We start from the raw sequence: 24,207 nt of genomic DNA on the forward strand, positions 1-24,207 counted from the left end.
ACGGGATGCAGGGCTATTCGTGGTGATCCAATTCGCGAGAAGGACGTATGCGCGGAATCATTCGAGTTGGTGACGTACACAGTCACGGCGGAGTCGTACAGACGGGTGCGCCCAACAGTAAAGTCATGGGTCGCGCCGTGGGGCGTACCGGGGACCACTGTGTCTGTCCGATGCGCGGAGACGTTGTGATTGTCGAGGGCGACCCGGAGATGAAGGTTGAGGGATCTCACGCGGCTTTTCACGGTCACAAAACTTCGTGTGGCGTCGTTCTGTTTTCTAGTCTGCCAACATCAGGGCGCCCCTGAGGTAGGCGGTGGGCGCTCTCCAATTCATGTGACTAAACATTGCGAAGAAGCTACCCGGGAGCGCGAAGTGTTGATGCCAGTGTTTTGGGGCACTACTCACTTCGCGTGTACCGCTGTTGACGATCGCTTTGAGATTTGAGGCGATGCTGAGAGCACTACGGCGAAAACAGCCCGTGACTTGTCTGGTGGCGATGGTGGTTGTGGCAGCACTTACATCCTCACAGATCGTCTTGGCCAAGCGGATCACATTTGGCTTGTCGGCAAGATTCGCGTCGGAGTCGACTCGTCGGGCAGCCTGCCGAAGTCAAGGCGAACGACTACATGACACTCGACAATACCGGTATCGCGCCCGCACCAGCCTGAACCAACCGGTTGACACGATTGCCGGCACAGTCCGGGCGACGAATCCACCAAGGTACTCACGGCATTTTGCTTAACTGACCAACCCGAGTTTGCGCGCGATTGCGACGGCTTGTGTCCGGCTATGGGCACTCACCTTGGTGTTGATATTGCGCAAGTGCGTGCGAACCGTACTCTCGGACACGAACAGTTTTTCAGCTATTGCCTGATTGGAGTAACCCTCCGCCAGAAGCTGAAGGACACGAATTTCCTTCGGCGTGAGCGGATCGAGCAGCCTGGGCAGTTCGGGCGTGCTCGGCGCAACCGGTTCGTCGGTCAGTCCGCAGATGCGTCCCAGTCTGAGCACATAATCCGCCAGGATGGGATCCGGTGACGCAGCACCGCTCGCATCGAGCGATCGGGAGAACTGTCGTAGCAACGGTCCGATATGTTGCTCGCCTTCGTCGAGCAGCAAGCGTACGAAGCCTTCCCGGCATGCTGCCTGGAGTACCGGACCAAGGATGGATTGAGCCGCCTCCGGCTCTCCGGCCCGGTGTTTCGCGATGGCCGCAAGCAGGCGCAGTTTCATTGCACGCCGGTGGCGCGCTTCCTGGTCGGCGAGCTCTGCGGCCTTGTTCAGCTGCAGGGCGGCAGCTTGAGCATCGCCCGCGAGGGCCTCCCATCGCAGTCTCGCAAGCGCCAGGTAATCGAGGTCGTTGCCGATCAGGTGCAGGTGCCCGACATGGCGCCAGAGTTCGGGGTCGTCGACGCGCGCCAGTTCGTCCTGTGCCGCACGATGATGCCCCTGCATCAAAAGAATACGGGCTCGCTCGAGTTTCGCACCAGCCGCCATGCGTGCAAGGCGTCGAACGTGCCCGAGATATTCCAGTTGCGTGAGAATTTCGAATGCTTCGTCGACATCTCCGCGAGCGAACGCGACGCGAGACTGCATCACGTGACCGAGCATGACGTGATCGGGGAGAAGAACGTCACGGGCGAGCGGAACGTAGACCTGAAGAAGATGTGCCGCCTGAGCGAGGTCGTTGGTTTCATACACGGTGGCCGCGTACATCAATCCGGCCCACGCATTGCCGCCGGTATAACCGTCGTGATGTGAGCTGCCACTCCCCACCGCAATGCGCAACCGCGCGGTCGCTTCGCGCAGTCGCCCTTCCTGAAGGTCGAAAATTGCCTCGTTGGTTTCGGAATACATGACGTTGAAGGCACTAAAATCCGTGCCCTGCGAGCGTCTGGCCGCTTCCAGCAGACGGCGCGATTCCGCACGTTGGCCTGCCACCGCGAACTGGTTTGCCATGACGTTGGCGAGCATCATGTCGGCAAAGGCCGAACCGGTCGGACAATGCTTCAGGCACTCGCGCCCGACCTCGAGCGCCTCCTCGAAGCGATCCATCATGGCGAGCAGCACCGGGCGGACCGCGAGCACGTGCGGGCGCACTTGCGGATCGTCCACTTCCACCAGGCGACTGGACTCGAGGAGTTCCATGGCTTCCCATGGACCGCGCGTGAAATTGACGGACCAGATGCGGGCCGCGAGCAACATCGGATGGTCGTGCAGGATCCGGGCGGGCAGCGCATCGAACCACCGCGAAAGCAGGCGCATCCTTCCCTGCGCGAGCAGCGGCAGCGCGTATTGCTCGAGCAGGTCGACTGCGCGCGGGAAGTCGCTTCCTTCGAGTGCGTGGTCGATGGCCGGGACGGGGCGCTGCTGACTCAGGTACCAATCGGATGCGGTCCGATGCAATCGCGGCAGGTCATCCGGCGCGTCGCGCTGCAACTGTGCCTTCAGGAATTCGGCGATCAGGCTGTGGTATCGCCAGGTTCTGTCCTCGCTCTCGATGGGGGCAATCAGGCTGGACGCCTCGAGCTGATTGAGGACCCGTTCGCAATCCATCTCGGGCAGGAGCTTCTGGCAAAGCGGGGCGCTCAGATAACGCAAGATGCTGGTTCGCAGCAGGAACTGGCGCACCGGCTCGGCTTGCTGGGCGAACACGTCCTCGGCCAGGTACTCCGCCACCGAACGATTGGTACCGGAGAAGCGGTCGATGAAGTCCGAGTGCGGATCGTTGCGACGTAGCGAAGCGGACGCCAGCCACAATGCCGCCGCCCATCCTTCGGTCTTGTTGTGCAGGCGTATCAACTCGCTTTGCGCAAGCGATGCGCCTTGGATGAGGCGGAAGAACTCGTCGGTCTCGTCGAGTGAAAATCGCAACGCCTGTGCATCGATCTCGACCAGTTGCCCACGCGCGCGCAGCCGCCCCATCCGCAGATCCGGCAAGCTGCGCGAACCGATTACGAGCTGACCTCCGTGCGGCAAGTGGTCGATGAATTCACGTATCCAGGCGAGCACGCCCGGATCCTGCAGCACTTCGAAGTCGTCGAGGAACACCGCGAACGGCTTTTTCAGGCCGGCGACGGCGTTCATCACGCGCAATGCCGATTCACCGAGTGTCTCGGACGGCGGGAAACCCGGATCGGAAAAGGCGTCGTCGCCTACGACGGTCGCGATGGCGACCTTGAATCCCTGCAGGAAACGGACGGGATCGTTGTCCGCGCTGTCGAGGGTAAACCATGCGGCCGACACGGAGATTTGTTCGAGTCGGGCACGATGCTGCAACATGGCTGTCGTTTTGCCGAAGCCGGCCGGCGCACGAACGAGAACCAGCCGGGGCGACGTCGATGCGTTCAGCAATTGACGGACACCCTGTCGAATCACCTGGGAAGCGGACGTGGCAGGGGGGCTGACTTTCATGCTCGGGATGCGCCGAGCTTCGACTGAAGGCGAAGTCATCTGCGAAGGCGGGAAAAGCGGGCCACGTAGTCTAGCAAAGCGGGCGTATTTTCGCGTTCGGGGATTTCCCGTCGCACGGCATTCCGGCGCTCGGCGTCGTTGCGCCGACTCGAATCGTCGTATCCGACGATGCCGGTACGCCGCCTTCGATTTAAAGTCGGATCGGGCTGTCGGGCATATGTGCAAGGCGCCTTTGCAACACAAGAAAACTGGAGACACATGAATCCGTACGCCTTTCCGTTGCTGATCAAGCAACTGCTGGTCACGCCGATCGCGCAGCGCTCACGCAAGGAAATCGTCTACCGTGACCTCGCCCGTTTCGGCTATTCGACGCTGATCGAACGTATCAACCGGCTTGGCAGCGCGCTGTCGCGACTCGGGGTCGGCGAAGGAAGTACGGTGGCCGTGCTCGACTGGGACACCAACCGCTATCTGGAAGCGTATTTCGCGGTTCCAATGCTCGGCGCCACGCTGATGACCGCGAATTTCCGCCTGTCCTCCGAGCAGCTTGCGTACACGCTCGATCATGCCGGCGTCGACACCATGCTGCTGAATGTCGATTTTCTGCCGATGATTCAGGAGATTCAGGATCGACTACCGCAGATCAGGCGCTTCATCTGTCTCAGCGACGACAAGGTGGCGCGCCCCGGATTCGCGTGGGTGGGCGAGTACGAATCGATGCTGGCGGCCGCTGACGCGGTGCATGCGTTTCCTGAGTTCGACGAGAACACGCGCGCGACGCTGTATTACACGACGGGCACGACGGGTAATCCGAAAGGCGTGAGCTTCAGCCATCGGCAAATCGTGCTGCATTGCCTGACGGTGCTGGCGAGCGTTTCCCAGGCAGGCGAGAACGGTCGATTCTCGCGCAACGACGTGTATATGCCGCTCACGCCGATGTTTCATGCGCATGCATGGGGCTATCCATACATCGCCACGCTGTGCGGCTGGCAGCAGGTTTATCCCGGGCGCTACGAGCCGACGGTGATCGTCGATCTGGTCAAGCGCGAGCGCGTGACCTTCTCGCACTGCGTTCCGACGGTCCTGAGCATGGTGCTTGGGGCGCCGGGCGCATCCGGCGCGGATTTCAAGCGCTGGAAGGTGCTGATCGGCGGGAGCGCGCTGCCGCATGCGCTATGCAGACAGGCGCTCGCTCGCAATATCGATATCTATGCCGGCTACGGGATGTCGGAAAGCTGCCCGTTGCTGACGCTGGCGCAGGTAAAAACCGATCTTCTGGACGAGACCCACGATGCCGCGGAGCGCGAAGCGCGCGATATCGCCATTCGCACGACCGCCGGGATGCCGATCCTGATGGCTCAGGTGCGGGTCGTCGACACGGCAGGCGAGTCGGTGCCGGACGACGGTGTATCGGTGGGCGAGGTCGTGGTACGCACGCCGTATCTGACGCAGTCGTACCTCGACAATGAGGCAGCCAGTGCGGCTCTCTGGGACGGCGGCTGGATGCATACCGGTGACGTCGGCCGTTTCGACGAGCATGGGTACCTCCATCTCGTCGATCGTGCGAAGGACGTGATCAAGAGCGGCGGCGAGTGGATTTCGTCGGTCGAGCTCGAGGCGCTGATCGGGCAGTATCCGGGCGTGGCCGAAGTGGCGGTGATCGGCATACCCGACGAGAAGTGGGGCGAACGGCCGCTGGCCGTGGTCGCAGCCCGACCGGATGCCGCACTCGATGCGGATACGTTGCGCCGGCACATGAGCGGGCTGGTCGAACGCGGGGTCATTCCGTCGTATGCGATACCGGACGCGTTCGAGCTCGTCGAGCAGATCGAGAGGACAAGTGTCGGCAAGCTGGACAAGAAGCGCCTCAGGGCACGCTATGCGCGACAGCCCGGGTGAGCCTGCAGGCGTGTCGACGTACGTCGCTGCATCGACGGGGACGGCGACCGTGGAAGTAACCGACTGACCGGGAGCAGGAATGGATCTGGGTATCAAGCTGAAAGGGCGACGCGTACTGGTGACGGGAGCGTCGTCGGGTTTCGGAGAACATTTTTCGCGTCTGGCGGCCCGCTGCGGTGCGTCGGTCGTGATCGGCGCGCGGCGCGTCGCGCGACTTGAGGCGCTGGCCGGCGCGCTGCGAGAACTCGGCGCGCCGGACGTGACGGTGCTGCCGCTCGACGTCACGGACGCCGCATCCGTATCGGCCGGGTTCGACACGATTTCGGCAACCGGGGCGCCACTCGATGTCGTCGTCAACAATGCGGGGATTTCCGGCGACGGACTCGCCATCGACCAGCCGATCGAGCGCTTCGACGAAGTGATGGCGATCAACGTGCGCGGTGCGTGGCTGGTCGCGACGGAAGCCGCGCGACGCTGGCGGGACACGATGCGAGGCGGCGCGATCGTCAATATTGCCTCGATACAGGGTGAACGGGTGGCCACCGGTATCGCGGCCTATTCGACGTCGAAGGCCGCGGTCGTGCACATGACGCGCAGCCTGGCACTTGAATGGGCGCGCTACGGGATTCGCGTGAATGCGATAGAGCCGGGTTACGTGCGTACCGAGATGACGGACGGGCTATGGGACACCGATCATGGCAAGGCGATGATCAAGCGCATTCCGATGAGACGGCTCGGAACGCCGGAAGAACTCGACGGGGCGCTGCTGTTGCTGGCGACCGATGCGGGCTCGTGGATTACCGGTGCTGCGCTGGCCGTCGACGGCGGGCACCTGGTGTCGTCGCTCTGAGGAGGATTCGGGGCCGGTGGCGTTCGGCTCGCGGTCGGTGACAGGCGGGCGTTCGGTTGAACGCCCGTCTTTATTTGTGTCGTGCGATTCGTCGCTTCCGACGATGAGTTCGGGCATGTGCTTCCCTAAACTGGTTCGCATCAGCCGTAGCGGACGTTTGGAGGAAGATTTGCTTTTTCAGGGTGAAAACATCAGCGTGCTGTCGCTGGACGACGGGCTGGTCGAATTGCGATTCGATCGACACGATGCGGCGATCAACAAGCTGGACGCACGCACGATCGACGAATTCCGGCAGGCGACGGCGTGCATCGCCGCGATGTCGGCGGTGCGCGGCGTGCTGGTGACGAGTGCAAAGGACGTGTTCATCGTCGGCGCCGACATCACGGAGTTTTCCGCGATGTTCCGGCAATCCGCGGGTGCGATTGCGACCGCCGTGCGCACGAACGACGCGCATGTGACGACGTTCGAGAATCTTCCCGTTCCGAGCGTGGTCGCGATCAACGGCTATGCGCTCGGCGGCGGGCTCGAACTGGCGCTGCTCGGCGCGTTTCGCGTGATGGCGTCGAATGCGCGGGTGGGCTTGCCGGAAGTCTCGCTCGGGCTGATTCCCGGGCTGGGCGGCACGGCCCGGCTGTCGCGGGTGGCCGGTCTGGCCGCCGCGATCGACTGGGTGGCGACTGGGCAATCGTTCGACGGCCACGCGGCGGTTGCGGCCGGCGTGGTCGATGAAGTCGTCGCGCCCGACATGCTGCGGGAGACCGCGCTCGCCTGGCTGCGGCGCGCAGCCGCCGGAGAAATCGACTGGCGAGCGGCGCAACGCCGCAAGAAGGTGCGTCTGCCGATATCGGCGCAAGAGGCCGTGGACGTGGTCGACCGCGCCCGGTCCACGCTCGGCGCGCTGCACGACCGGAACCGGCCGGCCGCTGCCATCGCGGCCGACACGATGGCGCGCGCCGCGGTGTGCGATCTCGACGAGGCGCTCGATCAGGAAGCCGATGCGTTCGGTCGTGTCGCGCGTACGCAAGCGGCCGCGTCGCTGGTCCAGGTCTTCCTCAACGAGCAGGTGCTGAAGAAGCAGGCCAGACGTATCGCGCGGGCGGCGCGGCCGGTCTCGCGGGGCGCGGTGATCGGTGCCGGCACGATGGGCGGCGGCATTGCATGCGCGAGCGCACTGCGTGGCATCGCGACGCGCATGAAGGACATCACGCAAGCACGGCTCGACGGGGGAATGGACTCGGCGCGCAAGCACATCGAGCAGCAGGTGCAGGGTGGCCGGCTCGACCTTCGGCAGGCCGACGCCTGTTACGCGTCGATCACGCCCCAGCTCGACGACACGGGCCTGGCCGATGTCGATTTTGCGATCGAGGCAGTGGTCGAGCAGCGTGACGTCAAACGCGGCGTACTCGCCGAACTCGAACAGCGGGTGCCCGCCGACGCGGTGCTGGCCTCGAATACGTCGAGCCTGCGTATCGACGAGCTTGCTTCCGCGCTGACGCGTCCGGAACAGTTGGTCGGCATGCATTTCTTCAATCCCGTCTCGACGACGAGACTGGTCGAGATCATACGCGGCAGCCGGACCGGCGATGCGGCCGTGGCGACCGCAGCGGGCTACGCGGTGGCATTGGGCAAGACCCCGATCGTCGTGCGCGACTGCACGGGTTTCGTCGTCAACCGCGTGCTGACGCCCTACGTCAACGCATTTCTGCGTTTGCTGGAAGAGGGGGCCGATTTCGAAGCGGTCGACAGCGCGATGGAGGCGTTCGGTTGGCCGATGGGGCCGGCGTACTGGCTGGACGCGATCGGGATGGACGTTCTCGATCGCGTCGTCGAAGTGGTCGGTGCCGGCTATCGCGACCGGATGCCGCCGGTCGAGGGCAGCGCAATCGGGCGACTGGTCGAGCGGCAGCGCTATGGTCGGAAATCAGGCGAGGGATTCTATCGTTACGAAGCCGCCGGCACGGGCAGGCCGTCGAGACACGCGTCGCCGGATGCGCATGCGCTGGTGGCGGCCCTTCAATCCGACGGCCCGGCAACCTTTTCAGATCACGCGATCGTCGAACGCATGATGCTGCCGATGATCGTCGAGGCGGCGCATGTTCTCGACGAGCGAGTGGTTGCGTCCGCAGCCGAACTGGACATGGCACTCGTCCTGGGGCTCGGTTTCCCCGCGCACGCGGGCGGCGCACTCAAGTATGCCGACTGGCTCGGTCTCGATCGCGTCGTTGCCATGTGCGACAGCCATGCCGACCTCGGCGCGCCTTATGTCCCGACGGAGAGCATGCGCGCGATGGCAGTGGCCGGCGCGTATTACTACCCGGCGTGATGCGCATGGAATTGCACTGTCGTTCGACCTTGCCTTTGCGTGTCGGCAAAAGCGTCGGGCGAAAGACAACCGTTCTGAACCGATCGACGTTCGGTTCACACTGAGATGATTCGAGGAGACGCTATGCAACTGAATTTACACACGGCCGCCGTCGTCACGGGCGGCGCATCGGGCCTCGGCGCCGCGACCGCACGACGACTGGCAGCGCACGGCGTGAAGGTCGCCTTGTTCGACATGAATGTCGAACAGGGCGAAGCGTTGGCGCGGGATATCGGCGGCCTGTTTTGCAAAGTCGACGTCACGTCCGACGAGCAGGTGGATGCGGCGTTCGCTGCCGCGCGAGTCGCACACGGTCAGGAGCGCATACTGGTCAACTGCGCCGGCACCGGCTTCACCGCGAAGACCGCCGGACGAGACCGGAAGACCGGCGAGATCAGGCACTTCCCGGTCGACAGCTTCGACAGGATCCTGCAGATCAATCTGGTCGGTACGTTTCGCTGCATCGCCAAATCGGCGGCCGGCATGCTGACGCTGGCGCCGCTGGGGGACGGCGAACGCGGGGTCGTCGTCAATACGGCTTCGGTGGCTGCACAGGACGGGCAGATAGGACAGGCGGCATACAGCGCGTCGAAGGCCGCGCTGACCGGCATGACGTTGCCGATCGCGCGCGATCTGATGGGCGAAGGGATTCGCGTCAACACGGTCATGCCCGGTATCTTCGATACGCCGCTGATGCAGGCCGCGCCCGACAACGTCAAGGAGGCACTGGCCGCGGCGGTGCCGTTTCCGAAGCGCTTCGGCCAGCCGGCGGAATTCGCGCAACTCGTCGAGACGATGATCGTGAACGGCTATTTCAATGGCGAGTGCGTCCGGCTGGACGGCGCGATCCGCATGGCGCCGCGCTGACCAAGAATGGCGAGGCGACCGGCACCTGACGCGCCGGCCGCCTCGCGCGCGGGTCCCGGCGGCGACACGAAGCGCTTCCGGGCCGGCCTACCCCAGATTGATGTCCGGCAGCGAGTCGCTGCCGGCAACCTCCACGATCACGGTCGAACACCATGTCCCCGTACTCGACACGCCGCCTTGCATTCGATCCCGAACACGAACAGTTTCGGGACGCGGTTTCCCGGTTCGTTCAGAAGGAAGTTGCGCCGCATGTGCATGACTGGCGTGCGCGGGGTTGTTGCGATCGGGCGATCTTCGAGAAGGCCGGCGCGAACGGCCTGTTGCTGATGTGGGCCGACGAAGCGTACGGCGGCGCCGGGATGGCCGATTTCCGTTACGAGCAGATCCTGTACGAGGAGATGATCCGCCACGGCGACATCGGTGTGTATCTGACGCTGCATTCGCGCTTGGTGGCGCCTTACATCGGACGCCTCGGCAACGACGAACAGAAACACCGGTGGCTTGCGGGGGCGGCACGGGGAACGACGATCCTCGCCGTCGCGATGACGGAGCCGCAGGCAGGCTCCGACCTGGCCGGAATCCGGACACGCGCGGAGCGTCGGGACGGCGGCTGGCTGATCAATGGCGCGAAGTCGTACATATCGAACGGCCTGAATGCCGATGCCGTGCTTGTCGTGGCGCGGACGAATCCCGACGAGCGGCGCGCGTTCGGGATCTTCGTCGTCGAGCGCGGGATGCCGGGATTCGAGCGCGGCGAGCGTTTGAGCAAACTGGGGCTCGATGCACAGGATACGGCCGAGCTGTTCTTCGAGGACGTCTGGGTGCCCAGCTCGAACGTGCTGGGCGATCCCGCGTGCGGTTTCGCCTACCTGACCGAAGGTCTGGCCGAGGAGCGCCTGCTGAGCGCGTGTCAGTCGATCGCGCACGCACAGGTGGCGTTCGACCTGACGCTGCCGTTCGTGAAAGAGCGGCGTGCGTTCGGGCGCCCGATCGGTGCGCTCCAAAACACGCGGTTCGTGCTGGCCCGCCGGCGCGCGGAACTCGATGCGATGCAGACGTGGATCGATGCGCTCGTCATCGAGCATAACGCCGGACGTCTGACTGCCGCGGCCGCGGCTTCGGCCAAGCTCCTCACGTCGGAGCTGGAAAACCGCGTGATCGACGATTGCCTTCAGTTGCACGGCGGTGCCGGGTACATGGAGGAATACCGGATCAGCCGGATGTATCGCGACGCCCGCGTGTCGCGGATCTTCGCGGGCACGTCCGAAATCATGCTCGAAATCATCGGGCGCGATCTCGGATTGTCGGACAGGCTGGAATAGCAGGGTACGCGCGCCGGTTCGCGGTTGACAGACGGGACAGGACCGCCGGCGTTCGGACCGGATGTCGTCCTTCGACCGGCGCGACACGATTCAACAATGCTTCGGAACGATACGACAGGCCTTCATATGGACCTCAAACCTCACCCCAGACACGAATCGTTGCGCGGCGAAGTCCGTGCATTTCTCGCGCGCCACGGTCATCAGGCGGCGACGTTGCAGCATGGCCGCCGCCCCGGGCCGGCGCAGATCGCATGGCAGAAGCTGTTGCTCGAGCACGGCTATGCCGGTCGCACGGTGCCGCGGGAATACGGCGGCTACGGCGCGGAACCGGACGTCATGGAGCAGCACCTCATCACCGAGGAGTTCGCACGGGCCGGTGTGCCGCCCGGCCTCGGCAGCCAGGGGATTTCGATGCTGGTTCCGACGCTGCTCGAGCTGGGCACCGATGCGCAGAAGCGCGAACTGATCGCGCCGACCCTGCGAGGCGAACTGGTGTGGTGCCAGGGCTATTCGGAACCCAACGCGGGATCCGATCTCGCTTCGCTGCAGACGCGGGGTGTCGACGACGGGGACGATTTCATCGTCAATGGCCAGAAGATCTGGACATCGACGGCCCACGAGGCCGACATGATCTTCTGCCTGGTGCGCACCGAACGGGATGCGCCGAAGCATGCGGGCATCAGCTACCTGCTGTTCTCGATGAAGACCCCCGGCATCACGATCCGTCCGTTGAAGACGATGACGGGGCGCGCAGAATTCAATGAGGTTTTCTTCACCGACGTGCGCGTGCCGCAGCGGCAGATCGTCGGAAAGCGCGGGGAGGGCTGGGCCGTCGCCAATGCGACGCTGCGCCATGAACGCGCTTACCTTGCCAATCCGGCCGCGCTGCTCGGTCGTTACAGCGAGCTGGCGAACCTGATGCGCAGCGAGACGGTCGATGGCGAGCCGGTGTTGAGCGATCCGCTCCTGCGCGACCGGCTCATGCGGCTTCAGGGCCGGGTGCTGGCGCAGCATTGTCACGGCATGCGGTTGCTCACGCATGCGAGCCGCAACGAGAATCCGGGGTTGCCGGGGCTGGTGACAAAGCTGTACGGCTGCGAGACGCGCTACCAGATCGATGTCCTCGCGCTCGACGCGCTCGGCGAAATCGGCATGCTGACGGAGCAGGACGCGCGCGTGCGGTCCGGCGGCGAATGGCAGCATCGTGAAGGATTCGACCTGGGGTTGATCATTGGCGGCGGTACCGCGCAGATCCAGAAGAACATCATTGCGGAGCGCGGCCTCGAGATGCCGCGCGAGCCGAAGCTGGCGAATTGAGCGACAGGAGACGAATCATGGAATTTGCGCTTTCACAAGACCAGGTCATGCTGGCCGACAGTTTGCGACGTGCGCTGGAGGGCGAATGCACGCTGTCGCGCATCCGTGCGACCGTCGACGGTGCGGGCCCGATGAATCGGGATGTCTGGCGCACGGTGTGCGAGCTGGGCATTCCGGCGTTGCTCGTGCCGGAGACCTTCGGCGGGCTCGGACTCTCCCTGCTCGATGCCGCCCTGGTATCCGAGGCGCTTGGGCGTGCCGCCGCACCGGTGCCGTTTCTCGGCAGCGCGGCGCTCGCAACGCTGGCGCTGCGTGAAACCGGTAGCGCGAGTCAGCAGGCGGAATGGTTGCCGCGGATGGCGACTGGCGAATGCATCGTCGGTGTCGGATTCGGCGAGGCATGGAGCGGCTCGCGCGACGCGGCGGGGCTGCGCTGCGTGAATGGCAGATTGAGCGGTACCGCGCTGTTCGTCGTGGACGGGATGCAGGCCGACGTGTGGCTCGTCGCCGATGCATCCGGGGCACTGTACATGGTGGACGCGAAGGCGGCCGGGGTGCAGTGCCGGCCACTGAGTACGGCGGATGGCACGCGGCCGACCGTCGAGCTCGTGCTGGACCGTGTCGAGGCGCGGACGCTGCCGCGAGCAGACGCGCGCGTGCTGGCGCGGCTGCGGGATGCCGCCTGGATCATGCTGGCCGCCGACGCGCTGGGCGCCGGGTGGCGCTTGATCGACGATGCGGTGGCGTATACGAAGGAACGCAGCCAGTTCGGCCGGTTGATCGGAACGTTTCAGGCGGTCAAGCACATGTGCGCCGAGATGGCGACCGAGCTGGAACCGGCGCGGGCGCTGGTCTGGTACGCCGCCCACGCATTCGACGTGATGCCGGACGATGCGCCGCTGTATGCGGCGCACGCGAAGGCACTCGCGGGAGACGCCGCGCAGTTCGTCGCGCGCACGGCCATCGAGGTACACGGCGGGATCGGCATTACCGACGAACTCGGGTTGCATTACTGGTACAAGCGCATCGCGTTCGACCGGACGCTGTACGGCACGCCGGACCGCGTGCGGCGTCACGCAGCGTCCTTGCAGGGGCTCGTACAAGCCGCATAACGCGGAGGGATCGGCGCGTCCGGCGCCGCGCGTCGCATGGCGGCGAGCAATGCACATGCATTGGATTCGCCAGGAGGGAGCACGATGGCCCAGGAAAAAACGCTCGAGACGCGGCCGAAAGACGCGCTCGACTATCCGTTCGACGCCCCGCCTGCCGCCGCGCAGACGGTCGAGGTCGCCCCCGGCGTTCACTGGTTCCGCATGCCGCTGCCGTATGCGCTCGACCATATCAACCTGTGGGCGCTCGATGACGGCGACGGTTGGGCGATCGTCGATACGGGCGCCTGCACCGACGATGCGATCGTCGCGTGGCGGGCACTGTTCGCGCGCAGCGACGGACGGCCGATGACGCGTGTGTTCGTCACGCATCTGCATCCCGATCACGTCGGTCTGGCCGGGTGGCTGACGCGCAAGTTCGGTATCCGTCTGTGGATGACCCGCCTCGAATACCTGTCGTGCCGGATGCTGGTATCGGATACCGGGCGCGAGGCGCCCGCCGATGCGGTCGCGTTTCTGCGCCGCGCGGGCTGGAGCGACGTGTCGGTCGAAACGTACCGGGCCCGCTTCGGATCGTTCGGCAAGCACGTCCATGCGTTGCCCGACAGCTATCGGCGATTGCGCGACGGCGAGACGCTGACGATCGGCGCGCACGCGTGGCGCGTGATCGTGGGCAGCGGGCATTCGCCCGAGCATGCGTGCCTGTACTGTCCGGCGTTGCGCATCCTGATTTCCGGCGATCAGGTGTTGCCGCGCATTTCATCGAACGTGTCCGTGACGGCGACCGAGCCGGACGCGAATCCGATGGCGGAGTGGCTCGACTCGCTCGGCAATCTCCGGCGCGAGGTGCCCGACGACGTGCTGGTACTGCCGGCGCACGGCGAGTGCTTCAGAGGGCTGCACGCGCGCATCGACGCACTGGCCGGCAGCCAGCAGCGTGCGTTCGCACGATTGCTGGCGTTGCTCGGTGAACCGCAGCGCGTCATCGACACATTCTCCTCGCTGTTCTCGCGCCCGATCGACGAGACACGCTCGTCGCTGCTGCATATGGCGACGGGCGAGGCCGTCGCGTGCCTGAATTACCTGATCGCGCAAGGGCAGGCGACGTGTGTGACGGACGAGCACGGCGTCGCGTGGTATCGGGCCACGCACGCGTAGCGTGAACGCTACCGGCGCGCCGGGGGGCGTCAGCGTCGGGTCGCGTCGTACTGCTGCGCGCACGCCCATCCGAGTTCGGCGAGCGGGAGCGCCTTCGCGGCGGTCTCGACGGCGTCGGCCGCGGCGGCATTGCCTTGCGCCGCGCGCTCGCCGATCCCGTGCAGGATCGCGGCCATGCGGAACAGGTTGTAGGCCAGATAGAACGCCCAGTGTTCGCGTGCGCGGCGGCCGGTCGCGGCTTCGTATCGGTCGATATAGGCTGCTTCCGCCGGAATGCCGAGCGTGTCGAGCGGCAGCCCGGCGATGCCGCGCCAGACGGTCGGCGCGATGCGCCAGCTCATGCAGTGATACGCGAAATCCGCAAGCGGGTGGCCGAGCGTCGACAGTTCCCAGTCGAGTACCGCCAGCACGCGCGGTTCGGTCGGATGAAGCACCAGATTGTCCAGTCGGAAGTCGCCGTGGACGAGCGTGGTTTCATCGTCGTCCGGGATACGGTCGGGCAGCCACGCGATCAACCGGTTCATCGGTTCGCTGACCGGAACGGCCGATGCGAGGCACTGTTTCGACCAGCGGGCGATCTGGCGGGAGAAGTAGTTGCCGCTCTTGCCGAAATTGTCGAGCCCGGCTTGGGCAATATCGACGGCGTGCAATGCCGCGATGACCCTGTTCATCTCGCCGTATATCCGCGCACGCTCGGAAGGCTGCATGCCGGGCAGCGACTGGTCGACCATCACGCGGCCTTCCACGTAATCCATCAGATAGAACGGCGTGCCGACGATCGATGCGTCGTCGCAATAGGCGACCATGTCCGGCACCGGGACCGCGCTGTCTCGCAGTGCCTGCATCACGCGATATTCCCGGTCGATTGCGTGGGCGGACTGCAGCAAGGGTCCGGGCGGCTGCTTGCGCAGCACGAGGCGGCCGCGCCCCGTCCGCACGACGAAGGTCGGATTCGATTGCCCGCCGGACAACGGCGCGACGGCGATGTCGCCTGAACCGGCGATGCCGGCGTCTCGAAGCCATGCATCGAGTGCGGGGGAGGCAGGGGCAAACGTGTTCATCGTGCGTCTCCCGCTGCGTTGTGCGCGGCGGCCTCCGCGTCGGGGCGTGTGTGGCTTGCCGTGCCGGCCAGGATCTTGCGGGCGATGCTCCAGCGATGGACTTCGCTCGGGCCGTCGTAGATGCGGAACGCGCGCATGTCCATGAAGATGCGCATCACGGCGGCTTCGCCGGTGACCCCCTGGCCGCCGAGGATCTGCACGCAGCGATCGACGGTGCGCCACTGTGCTTCGGAGCAGATCACCTTGGCGCGGCTCGATTCGACATTGCAGCGATGCCCCTGGTCCAGCAGCCAGGCGGTATGCCAGATGTGCAGGCGGGCGGTCTGCAGATCCATGTCGTTGTCGGCGAGCATGAACCCGACGCCTTCATGCTCGCCCAGCGGCTTGCCGAACGCGTGACGCGCTCGCGCGTATCCGGTTGCGATGTCGTGTGCGCGGCGCGCCTGGCCGAGCCAGCGCATGCAATGCGTGAGCCGCGCCGGCGCAAGGCGGACCTGGGCGTAGCGGAAGCCCTTGCCGACTTCGCCGAGCACGTCGGCGGCAGGAATCCTGACCCGGTCGAACGACAGCACGCCGTGCCCGCCGGTAAAGCAGCGATCCATCGCGTCCATGCTGCGCTCGAGGCGGATGCCTTCGCGATCCATGTCGGTCAGGAACATCGTGGCCGAACCGTCGTCCATCCGCGCCATGACGATCGCGTAGTCCGCCCCGCTTGCGCCGGTAATGAACCATTTGCGGCCGGATACCAGGTAGTCGTCGCCGTCGCGTACCGCGAGGGTTTGCAGCATCGACGGATCGGCGCCGGCGCCCGGTGCCGGTTCGGTCATCGCGAAGCACGAGCGGGTCAGCCCCGCGACCTGCGGGCTCAGCCAGCGCGCCTTCTGTTCGGGCGACGCGACGGCTTCCATCAGGTGAATGTTGCCTTCGTCGGGCGCGTGGATGTTCAGCGCGGTCGGGCCGAGCCAGGAGTAGCCCGCCTCTTCGAACACGACCGCCTTGGCGACGTGGCTGAGACCGAGTCCTCCCGTCTCGACCGACGCGTGCGGCGTCAGCAGGCCGGCAACGCGTGCGCGCTGAATCAGTTCGCGGCGCAACGTTTCGCTCGGGCCGTGGGCGCCGGATGCGACTTCCGATGCCGCTTCGGCCTCGAGCGGGATGACCTGCTCGGCGATGAATTGGCGCGTGCGATCTTGCAGGGAGACCAGTTCGGGAGATAAATCGAAGTTCATGGCGATGGTGAAAAGATGAGGGAAGGGCGATCCGCTATCGACCGGACTGCCCGCGGGCCGGGTGTCGAACCCGGTGCGCTTGCACGGCATGCATGGCGCCGGAACGTCGATCAGTCGACCGCATTGCCGGCGGCGCAGTAGCCGGGCGTGTCGTGCGCCGCGGACGCGCTCGTCGACCGGGCCCGCGCGAAATCGGCTGCCCGGTCGTCGACGAGCCACATCGCGATCGCCTGCAGGATGCAGAACGCGGCGACCACATGGAGGACATGCTGAACGGGCAGGTGGAGCGACAACAGCAAACCGATCGCGATCGGCGACGCGATTCCGCCGAGGCGCCCGATACCGAGCGTCATGCCGATGCCGGTCGAACGAATGTCGGCCGGATAGAACTGCGCGACATAGGCGTTGGCGACACCTTGCACGCCCGACGCGGTCATGCCGACGATGAAGATGACGATCGACAGCGCTGCGGCGTCACGGGTGTGTGCAGCAATCGCGATCGCGATTGCGCCGCCTGTCAGCATGACCATCATGATGCGCTTCAGGCCGAATCGATCGGCCAGCCACCCGCCTGCGAAGGAACCCGCGATCGAGCCGGCATTCATCAACAGCAGGAAGGTCAGCGCGGCGTCGAGACTGAAGCCCGCGAGGGCCATCAGTCTGGGCAGCCAGGCGTTGAGGCCGTAAAGCATGAACAGACCCGAGAAGTATCCGAGCCAGAGCATGAGCGTGCTGAAGCCGCGGTTGTCGCGGAACAACAGCGCAACGGGCGCTTTGGCGCGATGGACGGGCGATGGAACACGGATCTCGTCGGTATCCGAAACGTTGCGCATGGGGGCGATTCGGCGCACGACCGCGCGCAGGGTCGCCGTGTCCCGCCGCCTCTGCAGGATCGCGGGCGATTCCGGCATCAGCTTGAATACGGCCGGCAGCAACAGGAGCGACGTGCCGGCGACGAAGAAGACCGACTGCCAGCCGAATGCGTGCACGAGGTGCTTGCCGAGCCATGCGGCCAATACGCCGCCGAGCGGGTAGCCGGCAAGCACGATCGTTGTCAGCCTGGCGCGCAGACGCCGGGGCGCGTAGTCCGCGACAGTGGCCGTCACGCACGGGATCACGCCGCCAAGGCCGACGCCGGCGATCAAGCGCAGCGCGGCGAACGACACCGGGTCGCGTGCGAGGCCACTCGCGGCGGTGAAGAGGCTGAAGAGCGCCACGCATGCCGCGATCGTCCGGATCCGGCCGATACGGTCCGCCAGCGCACCCATGGCGATCGCCCCGACCATCATGCCGACGAGGGCGCAACTGGCGATCATCCCGGCCACGTGGGCATCCATTTTCATGTCGGAAATGATCGTCGGCAACGCGACGCCCATCACGACGAGATCGTACCCGTCAATCGTCACGATCAGACAGCAAAGCGCGAGTATCGCGACCTGGAACGGGCCGAATCTCGCGTCGTCGATTACCGCTGAAAGATCGATTTGCACAGGTCTGTCTCCAATGTTGTTCGGGTGGGCTGGTGACGGCTCGGCACGGCCTGCGGCCGTGCTTTCGCATCGCCTGCCGTCGATCGTCCGTGGATGCCACGATTACGCCCGATTCTGGAGGCGGACGGCCCGATCCACATCGTCGCATCCGACGAACTGCTTGCCGACGGGTTCGCCAATTCGTCGTTTCGGACGATTTGAACGGCGTCGCGGTTGCCGCATCATCGATTCCGGTGAGGACGGCATACGTCCGCGAACGGGGAAGACACATGGCGGGCGCCCTGACGGGATTGAGAGTGCTGGAATTCGCAGGGCTGGGGCCGGCGCCGTTCTGCTCGATGATGCTGGCGGATCACGGCGCGGATGTGCTCCGGATCGTGCGGCCGTGCCGCGATGGCGCCACGGTCGACGACAGGCTGACCCGCGGCCGGCACACGCTCGAACTGGATCTGCGCCAGCCCGGAGCGGCGGGCGCCGTACTCGATCTCGTGTCCCGGGCGGATGTGCTGATCGAGGGGTTTCGCCCCGGCGTGATGGAACGCCTCGGCCTGGGGCCGCAAGCGTGCCTCGAGCGCCGTCCGTCGCTGATTTACGGTCGCATGACGGGGTGGGGGCAGTACGGGCCGCTCGCGCATGCGGCGGGCCACGACATCAACTATCTCGCACTGAGCGGTGCGCTGCATGCGATCGGCCGGCCCGGCGACGCACCGGTGCCGCCGCTGAATCTGGTCGCCGATTTCGGCGGCGGCGCGATGCTGCTGGCGTTCGGCCTGCTGGCCGCGCTGTTCGAGGCTCGCCGCTCCGGACGCGGGCAGGTTGTCGATGCGGCGATGAGCGATGGTGCGAGCCTGCTGTCGACGATGATTTACGAAATGAAGGGCGCCGGGGAATGGAGTCACCCGCGCGGCGAGAATCTGCTGGACGGCGGCGCGCCGTTCTACGACACGTATGCCTGCGCCGACGGCAAGTACATCGCGGTTGGCCCGCTCGAGGCGAAGTTCTACCGGACGCTGATGGAGCGGTGCGGGATCGAGGATCCGCTGTTCGACGACCAGATGGACCGTGCGCGCTGGCCGCTGATGAAGGTGAAGCTGGCCGACCTGTTCCGGATGTGCACGCGCGACGAATGGTGCGCCATGCTCGACGGCGCCGATGCTTGCGTCACGCCGGTGCTGGACTGGGACGAGGTCCCGGCGCATCCGCATCATCGCGCACGCGGCGCCTTCGTCGAGGTGGACGGCATCGCGCAGCCTGCGCCGGCACCGCGCCTCTCGCGCACCCCTGCCGGGCTGCCTCAATCGCAGACACGCGTCACGCTCGACGACGCGTTCGCCCGATGGCGCGTGATGCAGCCCGCCGATGCGGGCTGAATGGTCGCGCGGACGACATCGAACAACGATTCACAGGAGACAAGGCCACATGCCATATACCGAACAGCATCGCCAGATCAGCGACACGCTGATCCGCTTCATCAGGAACGAGATCAATCCGCACGTGCAGGAGTGGGAGCGGGCCGAGTCCTTTCCGGTACACGAGGTCTTCAGAAAACTGGGTGCCCTCGGGTTGCTGGGTATCACGTACGAGGAGGAATACGGCGGACTGGGGCTCGACTTTACCTATTCGCTGGCGATGGCCGAGGCACTGGGGGAATGCGACTGTGGCGGCATACCGCTGGCGATCGGCGTGCAGACCAACATGAGCACGCCGGCGCTTGCGCAATTCGGCAGCGACACGCTCAAGCAGCAGTATCTGGCCCCGGCGATTGCCGGCGAAGCGGTCGGCTGTATCGGCGTCAGCGAACCGGGTGCGGGCTCCGATGTGGCGTCGTTGAAGACGCGGGCGGAAATCTCGGGCGGCGACTACGTGATCAACGGCACCAAGATGTGGATCACCAACGGCATGCAGGCCGATTGGTGCTGCCTGCTGGCCAACACCTCGGACGGTCCCGCGCATCGCAACAAGAGTCTGATCGTCGTGCCGATGGACGCCGCCGGGATTACGCGCCAGAAGATCGACAAGATCGGGATGCACGCTTCCGACACCGCGCAGCTGTTCTTCGACGACGTACGGGTGCCGCGGCGAAACGTGATCGGCGAAGAGGGAAAGGGTTTCACCTATCAGATGCTGCAATTCCAGGAGGAGCGGATGTGGGGCGCGTCCCGGGCACTCCGCACGCTCGACCGCGTGATCGATGCGACCATCGAGTACACGCGGCAACGCAACGTGTTCGGCAAATCCCTGCTGGACAACCAGATCGTGCATTTTCGGCTGGCGGAACTGCGGGCCGAGGTCGAGGCGCTGCGGTCGATCACCTACCGGGCGGTGGATCAGTATGCCGCGGGCGAGGACGTCACGAGGCTGGCGTCGATGGCCAAGCTCAAGGCCGGCCGGCTGATGCGGGAAGTCACGGACAGTTGCCTGCAGTACTGGGGCGGAATGGGATTCACGCGCGAAAACCTGGTGTCGCAGTTCTATCGCGACGGCCGGTTGACGTCGATCGGCGGGGGCGCCGACGAGATCATGCTCACCATCATCTGCAAGTACGAGGGCACGCTGCCCGGCAAGACACGTTGAGCATGCCGATGCGGAGCCGCACGGATGTCGGCTCGTCCGCACATGCCCGCACATGAGGGCAGCTTTTTATTCGTTGCCGATCGAGGGGTTATCACGATGAAGATCATTGCAGCCGTCACGCACGCGCCGAATGCGCCGTTCGCGCTCGAATCGGTCGAGCTGGACGAGCCGCGTGCCGACGAAGTGCTCGTTCGGATCGCCGGGGCGGGCGTGTGCCATACCGACCTGGTCGCGCAGGAAGGCTATTTCCCGATGTCCTTGCCGGCCGTGTTCGGGCATGAAGGCGCGGGCATCGTCGAGCAGGTCGGATCGCACGTCACGAAGGTCAAGCCGGGCGATCGCGTCGCGCTGACCTTCATGTCCTGCGGCCGCTGCGTGTGTTGCACGGCAGGCGCCTCGCCTTACTGCAAGGCATTCACGTCGCTCAACTACAGCGGCGTGCGCGAGGATGGCTCGAAAACGCTGCGCGCGGCGCACGACGCGGTATCCGGCGGCTTTTTCGGCCAGTCGTCGTTCGCGTCGCACGCGATCGCGAAGGAACGCAATCTCGTCAAGGTGCCCGACGGCGTACCGCTCGAGCTGGCCGGCGTGCTCGGGTGCGGCGTGCAGACGGGCGCCGGCGCGGTGATGCGTGCGATGGCCTGCCGCGCGGGTGCGTCGCTGATGGTGATCGGCGGCGGTGCGGTGGGGCTCAGCGGGGTGATGGGCGGGGTGATCCAGGGATGTACGACCATCGTCGTGGTCGAGCCGCATCGCGGCCGGCGCGAACTTGCGCTCGAACTCGGCGCGACCCATGTGATCGACCCGGCGGAGACCGGCGATCTGGCCGATGCGGCACGTGCGATCCGCGCGGACGGCATCGACTACGTGCTCGACACCAGCGGGCGGCACTCGGTGATTTCGGCCGTTCCGCGAATCCTGGCGTCACGCGGGACGTTCGGCGTCGTCGGTGTCCCGCCGGCCGGCGAGCGCGAACTGCCCTTGCCCGTAACGCTCCTGCAGCTGATGCGGGGCGGGTTCACCTATCGCGGCATCATCGAAGGCGACAGCGAGCCCGACGTGTTCCTGCCGCAACTGATGGCGCTGCATCTCGAAGGCCGGTTTCCGTTCGACAAGATGATTCGCACCTACCCGCTCGCACGTATCAACGAAGCCCTTGAAGACCAGCATCGCGGCCTGTGTACGAAGATCGTCCTGCTGCCCTGACGCAGCCGGCCGCCGGACTATTTCAAACGAGGAGTTCATGATGGATCTGTCGCATCCGTTTCACATGCTGATCGACGGCGAGCGGGTGGGTGCAGACACGCTGCTGCCGGTGGTCGATCCGGCCGATGAGCAGGTGTTCGCACACGCGCCGGATTGTTCGCGGGACCAGCTGGATCGCGCGGTCGCGGCTGCCCGTCGTGCTTTTCCGGCATGGCGCGCCGTTCCGGTCGAGCAGCGCCGGGCATTGCTGGAACAGTTCGCGCCACGCGTCGAAGCCGCACGCGACGAACTCGCGGCGCTGCTGACGCGGGAGCAAGGCAAGCCGCTTGCGTTCGCGCAGCTGGAGTTTCATAGCCTGCTGCGCTTCATGCAGGGCCAGTGCAAGCTGACGTTCCCGCAGGAAGTCGTCAACGAGGACAGCCCGCAGCGCCGCAGCATCACGCGGCGTGTGCCCCTTGGCGTGGTGGCGGCGCTGGCGCCGTGGAATTTCCCGGTGCTGCTGGCGTGGTGGAAAGTCATTCCGGCGCTGCTCGCCGGCAATACCGTCGTGCTGAAACCGTCGCCGCTGACGCCGCTGACGGTGTTGCGTATCGCGGAGCTGCTGGCCGACATATTGCCGCCGGGCGTGATCAACGTGATCAGCGGCGGCGACGATCTCGGGCCGTGGCTCAGCGCGCACCCCGGCGTCGACAAGGTGAGCTTCACCGGTTCGACCGAGACCGGGCGACGCGTGATGGCGGGCGCGGCGCCGACGCTCAAACGGCTCACGCTCGAGCTCGGCGGCAACGACGCGGCGATCGTGCTGCCCGATGCCGACGTGGACACGCTGATCCCGTCGCTGTTCTGGGCAGCCTTCACCAACAGCGGGCAGGTTTGTATCGCGGCCAAGCGACTGTACGTACATCGCGACTGTTACGACGCCGTACGTGACGGACTGATTGCCTATGCGAAGGACGTGGTGGTCGGTCCTGGAACCGACCCGCGCAGCCAGCTCGGCCCGATCCAGAATGCGCGACAGTATCGCCGTGTGCTCGACCTGATCGACGAGACGCGCCGAGCCGGTCTGAATATCTGTTTTCAAGGGAAGGTGCCGAGCGGTCCGGGGTATTTCGTTCCCGTCACGCTGGTCGACAATCCGCCGGAGGACGCTCGCGTGGTATCGGAAGAAGCGTTCGGTCCGGTATTGCCGATCCTGCGCTACGACTCGATCGACGAAGTGGTCGAGCGTGTCAATGCGGGCCCGTACGGGCTCGGCGGTTCGATCTGGGGGCGTGACGAAGCGCTCGCCGCGCAAGTCGCCGAACGCATCGGCAGCGGGACGGTGTGGATCAACGAAAGCATGTATCTGGCCCCGGACGTCCCGTTCGCCGGCCACGGCCAGTCAGGCCTGGGCATCGAACACGGCGTCGAAGGGATGCTGGCATGCACCGAACCGCAGACCATCACGATCAAGCGCCACTGATCCGGCCAATGCGGCCGGCAGGCGGGCCCGGCGGCGGTCGCTTCGCGACCGTCGTCGAGTGCCCGCCGTCGCGGCGTCGTTCCGTCAGTCGATGCGCAAGTAGCGCTGCATCATCAGCGACAGATGGCTTTCGAGTGTGCCGTCCTCGAAGCGCATCGGGCCGGGATCGGTCAGCACGGCCATTGCGAGGGTGCTGGAGATCATCTGGATGGCGGACCTGATTTCCTGGGTCGAGACCTTGGTCGAGCGGCCGGCGAGCAGCGGCGCGAGGATCGGCACGACGAGATCCTTGATGTGACGATCGAGCAGGCGCATGGGGTGCGCGTCGGGCGCGATCGGTGCGATATAGCGCAGGACGGCCTTGAAGACGCCGCGGTTGCAGCGGCACATATCGGTGTAGTGATGGACGATGCCGGCAGCGATCGCGCGCGCGTTGCCGCTGCGCCAGACGGCGTCTTCTGCGACGGACTTGTCGGCCTCCGCGCGGAGCTCGACGAACGTCGCGTCCATGACTGCGGCAACGAATGCGTCCTTGTCCTTGAAGCGGCAATAGAACGCACCGGTCGAGGTGCCGGCTGCGCGAATGACGTCGGCGATCACGACATCGTCGAAGTCGCCGTGCTGTTCGATCAGTGTGCGCCCGGCCCGAAGCATGTTGGCCAGCGTCGCTTCGCTGCGCGACTGACGCGGCGGACGCAATGCGGGCAAGACGTCGCCGCGCTGCTCGGCGGTCGCCGGGGCGCGCGTGGCGTGCCGACGCCGGCTTTTCGGCTTGTCCGGGGTCTTCTCGGATACGGTCATGGGCGCTGGACTGTCGAATGTTGCGAACCAGGTTCGCATTATGCAGTAGCGCGACGGCGGGTAGCGCGCTCGGCATGGTGCCGTCC

The 24,207-nt window shown here is 65.6% G+C and carries 18 protein-coding genes; 13 read left to right on the top strand and 5 right to left on the bottom strand.

What is annotated here, in order from left to right:
- Nucleotides 1-47 precede the first annotated feature (47 nt).
- Nucleotides 48-305, top strand: coding sequence for a PAAR domain-containing protein (locus GQ56_RS42225; protein WP_075123065.1), 258 nt, complete (start codon nucleotides 48-50; stop codon nucleotides 303-305).
- 433 nt (nucleotides 306-738) lie between these two features.
- Here the strand turns inward: GQ56_RS42225 and GQ56_RS0131120 are convergent, their stop codons facing one another.
- Nucleotides 739-3,414 carry a LuxR C-terminal-related transcriptional regulator gene (locus GQ56_RS0131120; RefSeq protein ID WP_235212794.1) on the bottom strand — a complete coding sequence of 892 codons (2,676 nt, stop codon included), beginning with the start codon at nucleotides 3,412-3,414 and terminating at the stop codon, nucleotides 739-741.
- 258 nt (nucleotides 3,415-3,672) lie between these two features.
- Here GQ56_RS0131120 and GQ56_RS0131125 point away from each other — a divergent pair, with 258 nt between their 5' ends.
- From GQ56_RS0131125 to GQ56_RS0131160, 8 genes are all read left to right on the top strand, one after another.
- Nucleotides 3,673-5,313, top strand: a complete 1,641-nt coding sequence (locus GQ56_RS0131125) for a fatty acid--CoA ligase (protein ID WP_031402371.1) — start codon at nucleotides 3,673-3,675, stop codon at nucleotides 5,311-5,313.
- 79 nt (nucleotides 5,314-5,392) lie between these two features.
- A complete protein-coding gene (locus GQ56_RS0131130) occupies nucleotides 5,393-6,163 on the top strand; it encodes an SDR family NAD(P)-dependent oxidoreductase (protein WP_031402372.1) in 771 nt (256 codons plus the stop codon).
- A 16-nt stretch (nucleotides 6,164-6,179) separates the two neighbouring features.
- Entirely contained in the window at nucleotides 6,180-8,486 is a 2,307-nt protein-coding gene (locus GQ56_RS0131135) for a 3-hydroxyacyl-CoA dehydrogenase NAD-binding domain-containing protein (protein ID WP_235212795.1), read from the top strand.
- Between the two features lie 123 nt (nucleotides 8,487-8,609).
- A complete protein-coding gene (locus GQ56_RS0131140) occupies nucleotides 8,610-9,392 on the top strand; it encodes an SDR family NAD(P)-dependent oxidoreductase (protein ID WP_031402374.1) in 783 nt (260 codons plus the stop codon).
- Nucleotides 9,393-9,544: 152 nt separating this feature from the next.
- Nucleotides 9,545-10,714, top strand: a complete 1,170-nt coding sequence (locus tag GQ56_RS0131145; RefSeq protein WP_031402375.1) for an acyl-CoA dehydrogenase family protein — start codon at nucleotides 9,545-9,547, stop codon at nucleotides 10,712-10,714.
- Between the two features lie 96 nt (nucleotides 10,715-10,810).
- Entirely contained in the window at nucleotides 10,811-12,031 is a 1,221-nt protein-coding gene (locus GQ56_RS0131150) for an acyl-CoA dehydrogenase family protein (protein ID WP_200878012.1), read from the top strand.
- A 17-nt stretch (nucleotides 12,032-12,048) separates the two neighbouring features.
- Nucleotides 12,049-13,143 carry an acyl-CoA dehydrogenase family protein gene (locus tag GQ56_RS0131155; RefSeq protein ID WP_031402377.1) on the top strand — a complete coding sequence of 365 codons (1,095 nt, stop codon included), beginning with the start codon at nucleotides 12,049-12,051 and terminating at the stop codon, nucleotides 13,141-13,143.
- An 84-nt stretch (nucleotides 13,144-13,227) separates the two neighbouring features.
- Complete coding sequence (locus tag GQ56_RS0131160) at nucleotides 13,228-14,298, top strand: MBL fold metallo-hydrolase (RefSeq protein ID WP_031402378.1); 1,071 nt, start codon at nucleotides 13,228-13,230, stop codon at nucleotides 14,296-14,298.
- 29 nt (nucleotides 14,299-14,327) lie between these two features.
- Here GQ56_RS0131160 and GQ56_RS0131165 read toward each other — a convergent pair whose 3' ends face one another.
- From GQ56_RS0131165 to GQ56_RS0131175, 3 genes are all read right to left on the bottom strand, one after another.
- Nucleotides 14,328-15,359: a phosphotransferase family protein gene (locus GQ56_RS0131165; RefSeq protein WP_031402379.1), complete on the bottom strand. Its 1,032-nt coding sequence runs from the start codon at nucleotides 15,357-15,359 to the stop codon at nucleotides 14,328-14,330.
- Entirely contained in the window at nucleotides 15,356-16,588 is a 1,233-nt protein-coding gene (locus tag GQ56_RS0131170; RefSeq protein ID WP_043301698.1) for an acyl-CoA dehydrogenase family protein, read from the bottom strand. Before GQ56_RS0131170 ends, GQ56_RS0131165 begins: the two co-directional genes overlap by 4 nt.
- 110 nt (nucleotides 16,589-16,698) lie before the next feature.
- On the bottom strand, nucleotides 16,699-18,078 hold the full coding sequence (locus GQ56_RS0131175; protein ID WP_052007365.1) for an MFS transporter: 1,380 nt from the start codon (nucleotides 18,076-18,078) through the stop codon (nucleotides 16,699-16,701).
- Between the two features lie 269 nt (nucleotides 18,079-18,347).
- Here GQ56_RS0131175 and GQ56_RS0131185 point away from each other — a divergent pair, with 269 nt between their 5' ends.
- The 4 genes from GQ56_RS0131185 to GQ56_RS0131200 all read left to right on the top strand — a co-directional run bounded on the left by GQ56_RS0131185 (nucleotide 18,348) and on the right by GQ56_RS0131200 (nucleotide 23,320).
- A complete protein-coding gene (locus GQ56_RS0131185; protein WP_031402382.1) occupies nucleotides 18,348-19,448 on the top strand; it encodes a CaiB/BaiF CoA transferase family protein in 1,101 nt (366 codons plus the stop codon).
- Between the two features lie 49 nt (nucleotides 19,449-19,497).
- Nucleotides 19,498-20,652, top strand: coding sequence for an acyl-CoA dehydrogenase family protein (locus GQ56_RS0131190; RefSeq protein ID WP_031402383.1), 1,155 nt, complete (start codon nucleotides 19,498-19,500; stop codon nucleotides 20,650-20,652).
- A gap of 96 nt (nucleotides 20,653-20,748) precedes the next feature.
- Nucleotides 20,749-21,858 carry an NAD(P)-dependent alcohol dehydrogenase gene (locus tag GQ56_RS0131195; protein ID WP_031402384.1) on the top strand — a complete coding sequence of 370 codons (1,110 nt, stop codon included), beginning with the start codon at nucleotides 20,749-20,751 and terminating at the stop codon, nucleotides 21,856-21,858.
- A gap of 37 nt (nucleotides 21,859-21,895) precedes the next feature.
- A complete protein-coding gene (locus GQ56_RS0131200; protein WP_235212796.1) occupies nucleotides 21,896-23,320 on the top strand; it encodes an aldehyde dehydrogenase family protein in 1,425 nt (474 codons plus the stop codon).
- 84 nt (nucleotides 23,321-23,404) lie between these two features.
- On the opposite strand, the gene GQ56_RS0131205 is transcribed toward GQ56_RS0131200, so the two are convergent.
- Nucleotides 23,405-24,121: a TetR/AcrR family transcriptional regulator gene (locus tag GQ56_RS0131205; RefSeq protein ID WP_031402386.1), complete on the bottom strand. Its 717-nt coding sequence runs from the start codon at nucleotides 24,119-24,121 to the stop codon at nucleotides 23,405-23,407.
- Nucleotides 24,122-24,207: the final 86 nt, after the last annotated feature.

It is taken from the genome of Burkholderia paludis, from assembly GCF_000732615.1.
Classification (GTDB): Bacteria; Pseudomonadota; Gammaproteobacteria; order Burkholderiales; family Burkholderiaceae; genus Burkholderia; species Burkholderia paludis.

Excerpts from the sequence above, each read along its gene's own strand:
- GQ56_RS0131155 (WP_031402377.1), top strand. The coding sequence starts at position 12,049 with ATGGAATTTGCGCTTTCACAAGACCAGGTCATGCTGGCCGACAGTTTG.
- GQ56_RS0131165 (WP_031402379.1), bottom strand. The coding sequence starts at position 15,359 with ATGAACACGTTTGCCCCTGCCTCCCCCGCACTCGATGCATGGCTTCGA.
- GQ56_RS0131120 (WP_235212794.1), bottom strand. The coding sequence starts at position 3,414 with ATGAAAGTCAGCCCCCCTGCCACGTCCGCTTCCCAGGTGATTCGACAG.
- GQ56_RS0131160 (WP_031402378.1), top strand. The coding sequence starts at position 13,228 with ATGGCCCAGGAAAAAACGCTCGAGACGCGGCCGAAAGACGCGCTCGAC.
- GQ56_RS0131140 (WP_031402374.1), top strand. The coding sequence starts at position 8,610 with ATGCAACTGAATTTACACACGGCCGCCGTCGTCACGGGCGGCGCATCG.
- GQ56_RS0131170 (WP_043301698.1), bottom strand. The coding sequence starts at position 16,588 with ATGAACTTCGATTTATCTCCCGAACTGGTCTCCCTGCAAGATCGCACG.
- GQ56_RS0131130 (WP_031402372.1), top strand. The coding sequence starts at position 5,393 with ATGGATCTGGGTATCAAGCTGAAAGGGCGACGCGTACTGGTGACGGGA.
- GQ56_RS0131185 (WP_031402382.1), top strand. The coding sequence starts at position 18,348 with ATGGCGGGCGCCCTGACGGGATTGAGAGTGCTGGAATTCGCAGGGCTG.
- GQ56_RS0131145 (WP_031402375.1), top strand. The coding sequence starts at position 9,545 with ATGTCCCCGTACTCGACACGCCGCCTTGCATTCGATCCCGAACACGAA.
- GQ56_RS0131125 (WP_031402371.1), top strand. The coding sequence starts at position 3,673 with ATGAATCCGTACGCCTTTCCGTTGCTGATCAAGCAACTGCTGGTCACG.
- GQ56_RS0131190 (WP_031402383.1), top strand. The coding sequence starts at position 19,498 with ATGCCATATACCGAACAGCATCGCCAGATCAGCGACACGCTGATCCGC.
- GQ56_RS42225 (WP_075123065.1), top strand. The coding sequence starts at position 48 with ATGCGCGGAATCATTCGAGTTGGTGACGTACACAGTCACGGCGGAGTC.
- GQ56_RS0131205 (WP_031402386.1), bottom strand. The coding sequence starts at position 24,121 with ATGACCGTATCCGAGAAGACCCCGGACAAGCCGAAAAGCCGGCGTCGG.
- GQ56_RS0131150 (WP_200878012.1), top strand. The coding sequence starts at position 10,811 with ATGCTTCGGAACGATACGACAGGCCTTCATATGGACCTCAAACCTCAC.
- GQ56_RS0131195 (WP_031402384.1), top strand. The coding sequence starts at position 20,749 with ATGAAGATCATTGCAGCCGTCACGCACGCGCCGAATGCGCCGTTCGCG.
- GQ56_RS0131200 (WP_235212796.1), top strand. The coding sequence starts at position 21,896 with ATGATGGATCTGTCGCATCCGTTTCACATGCTGATCGACGGCGAGCGG.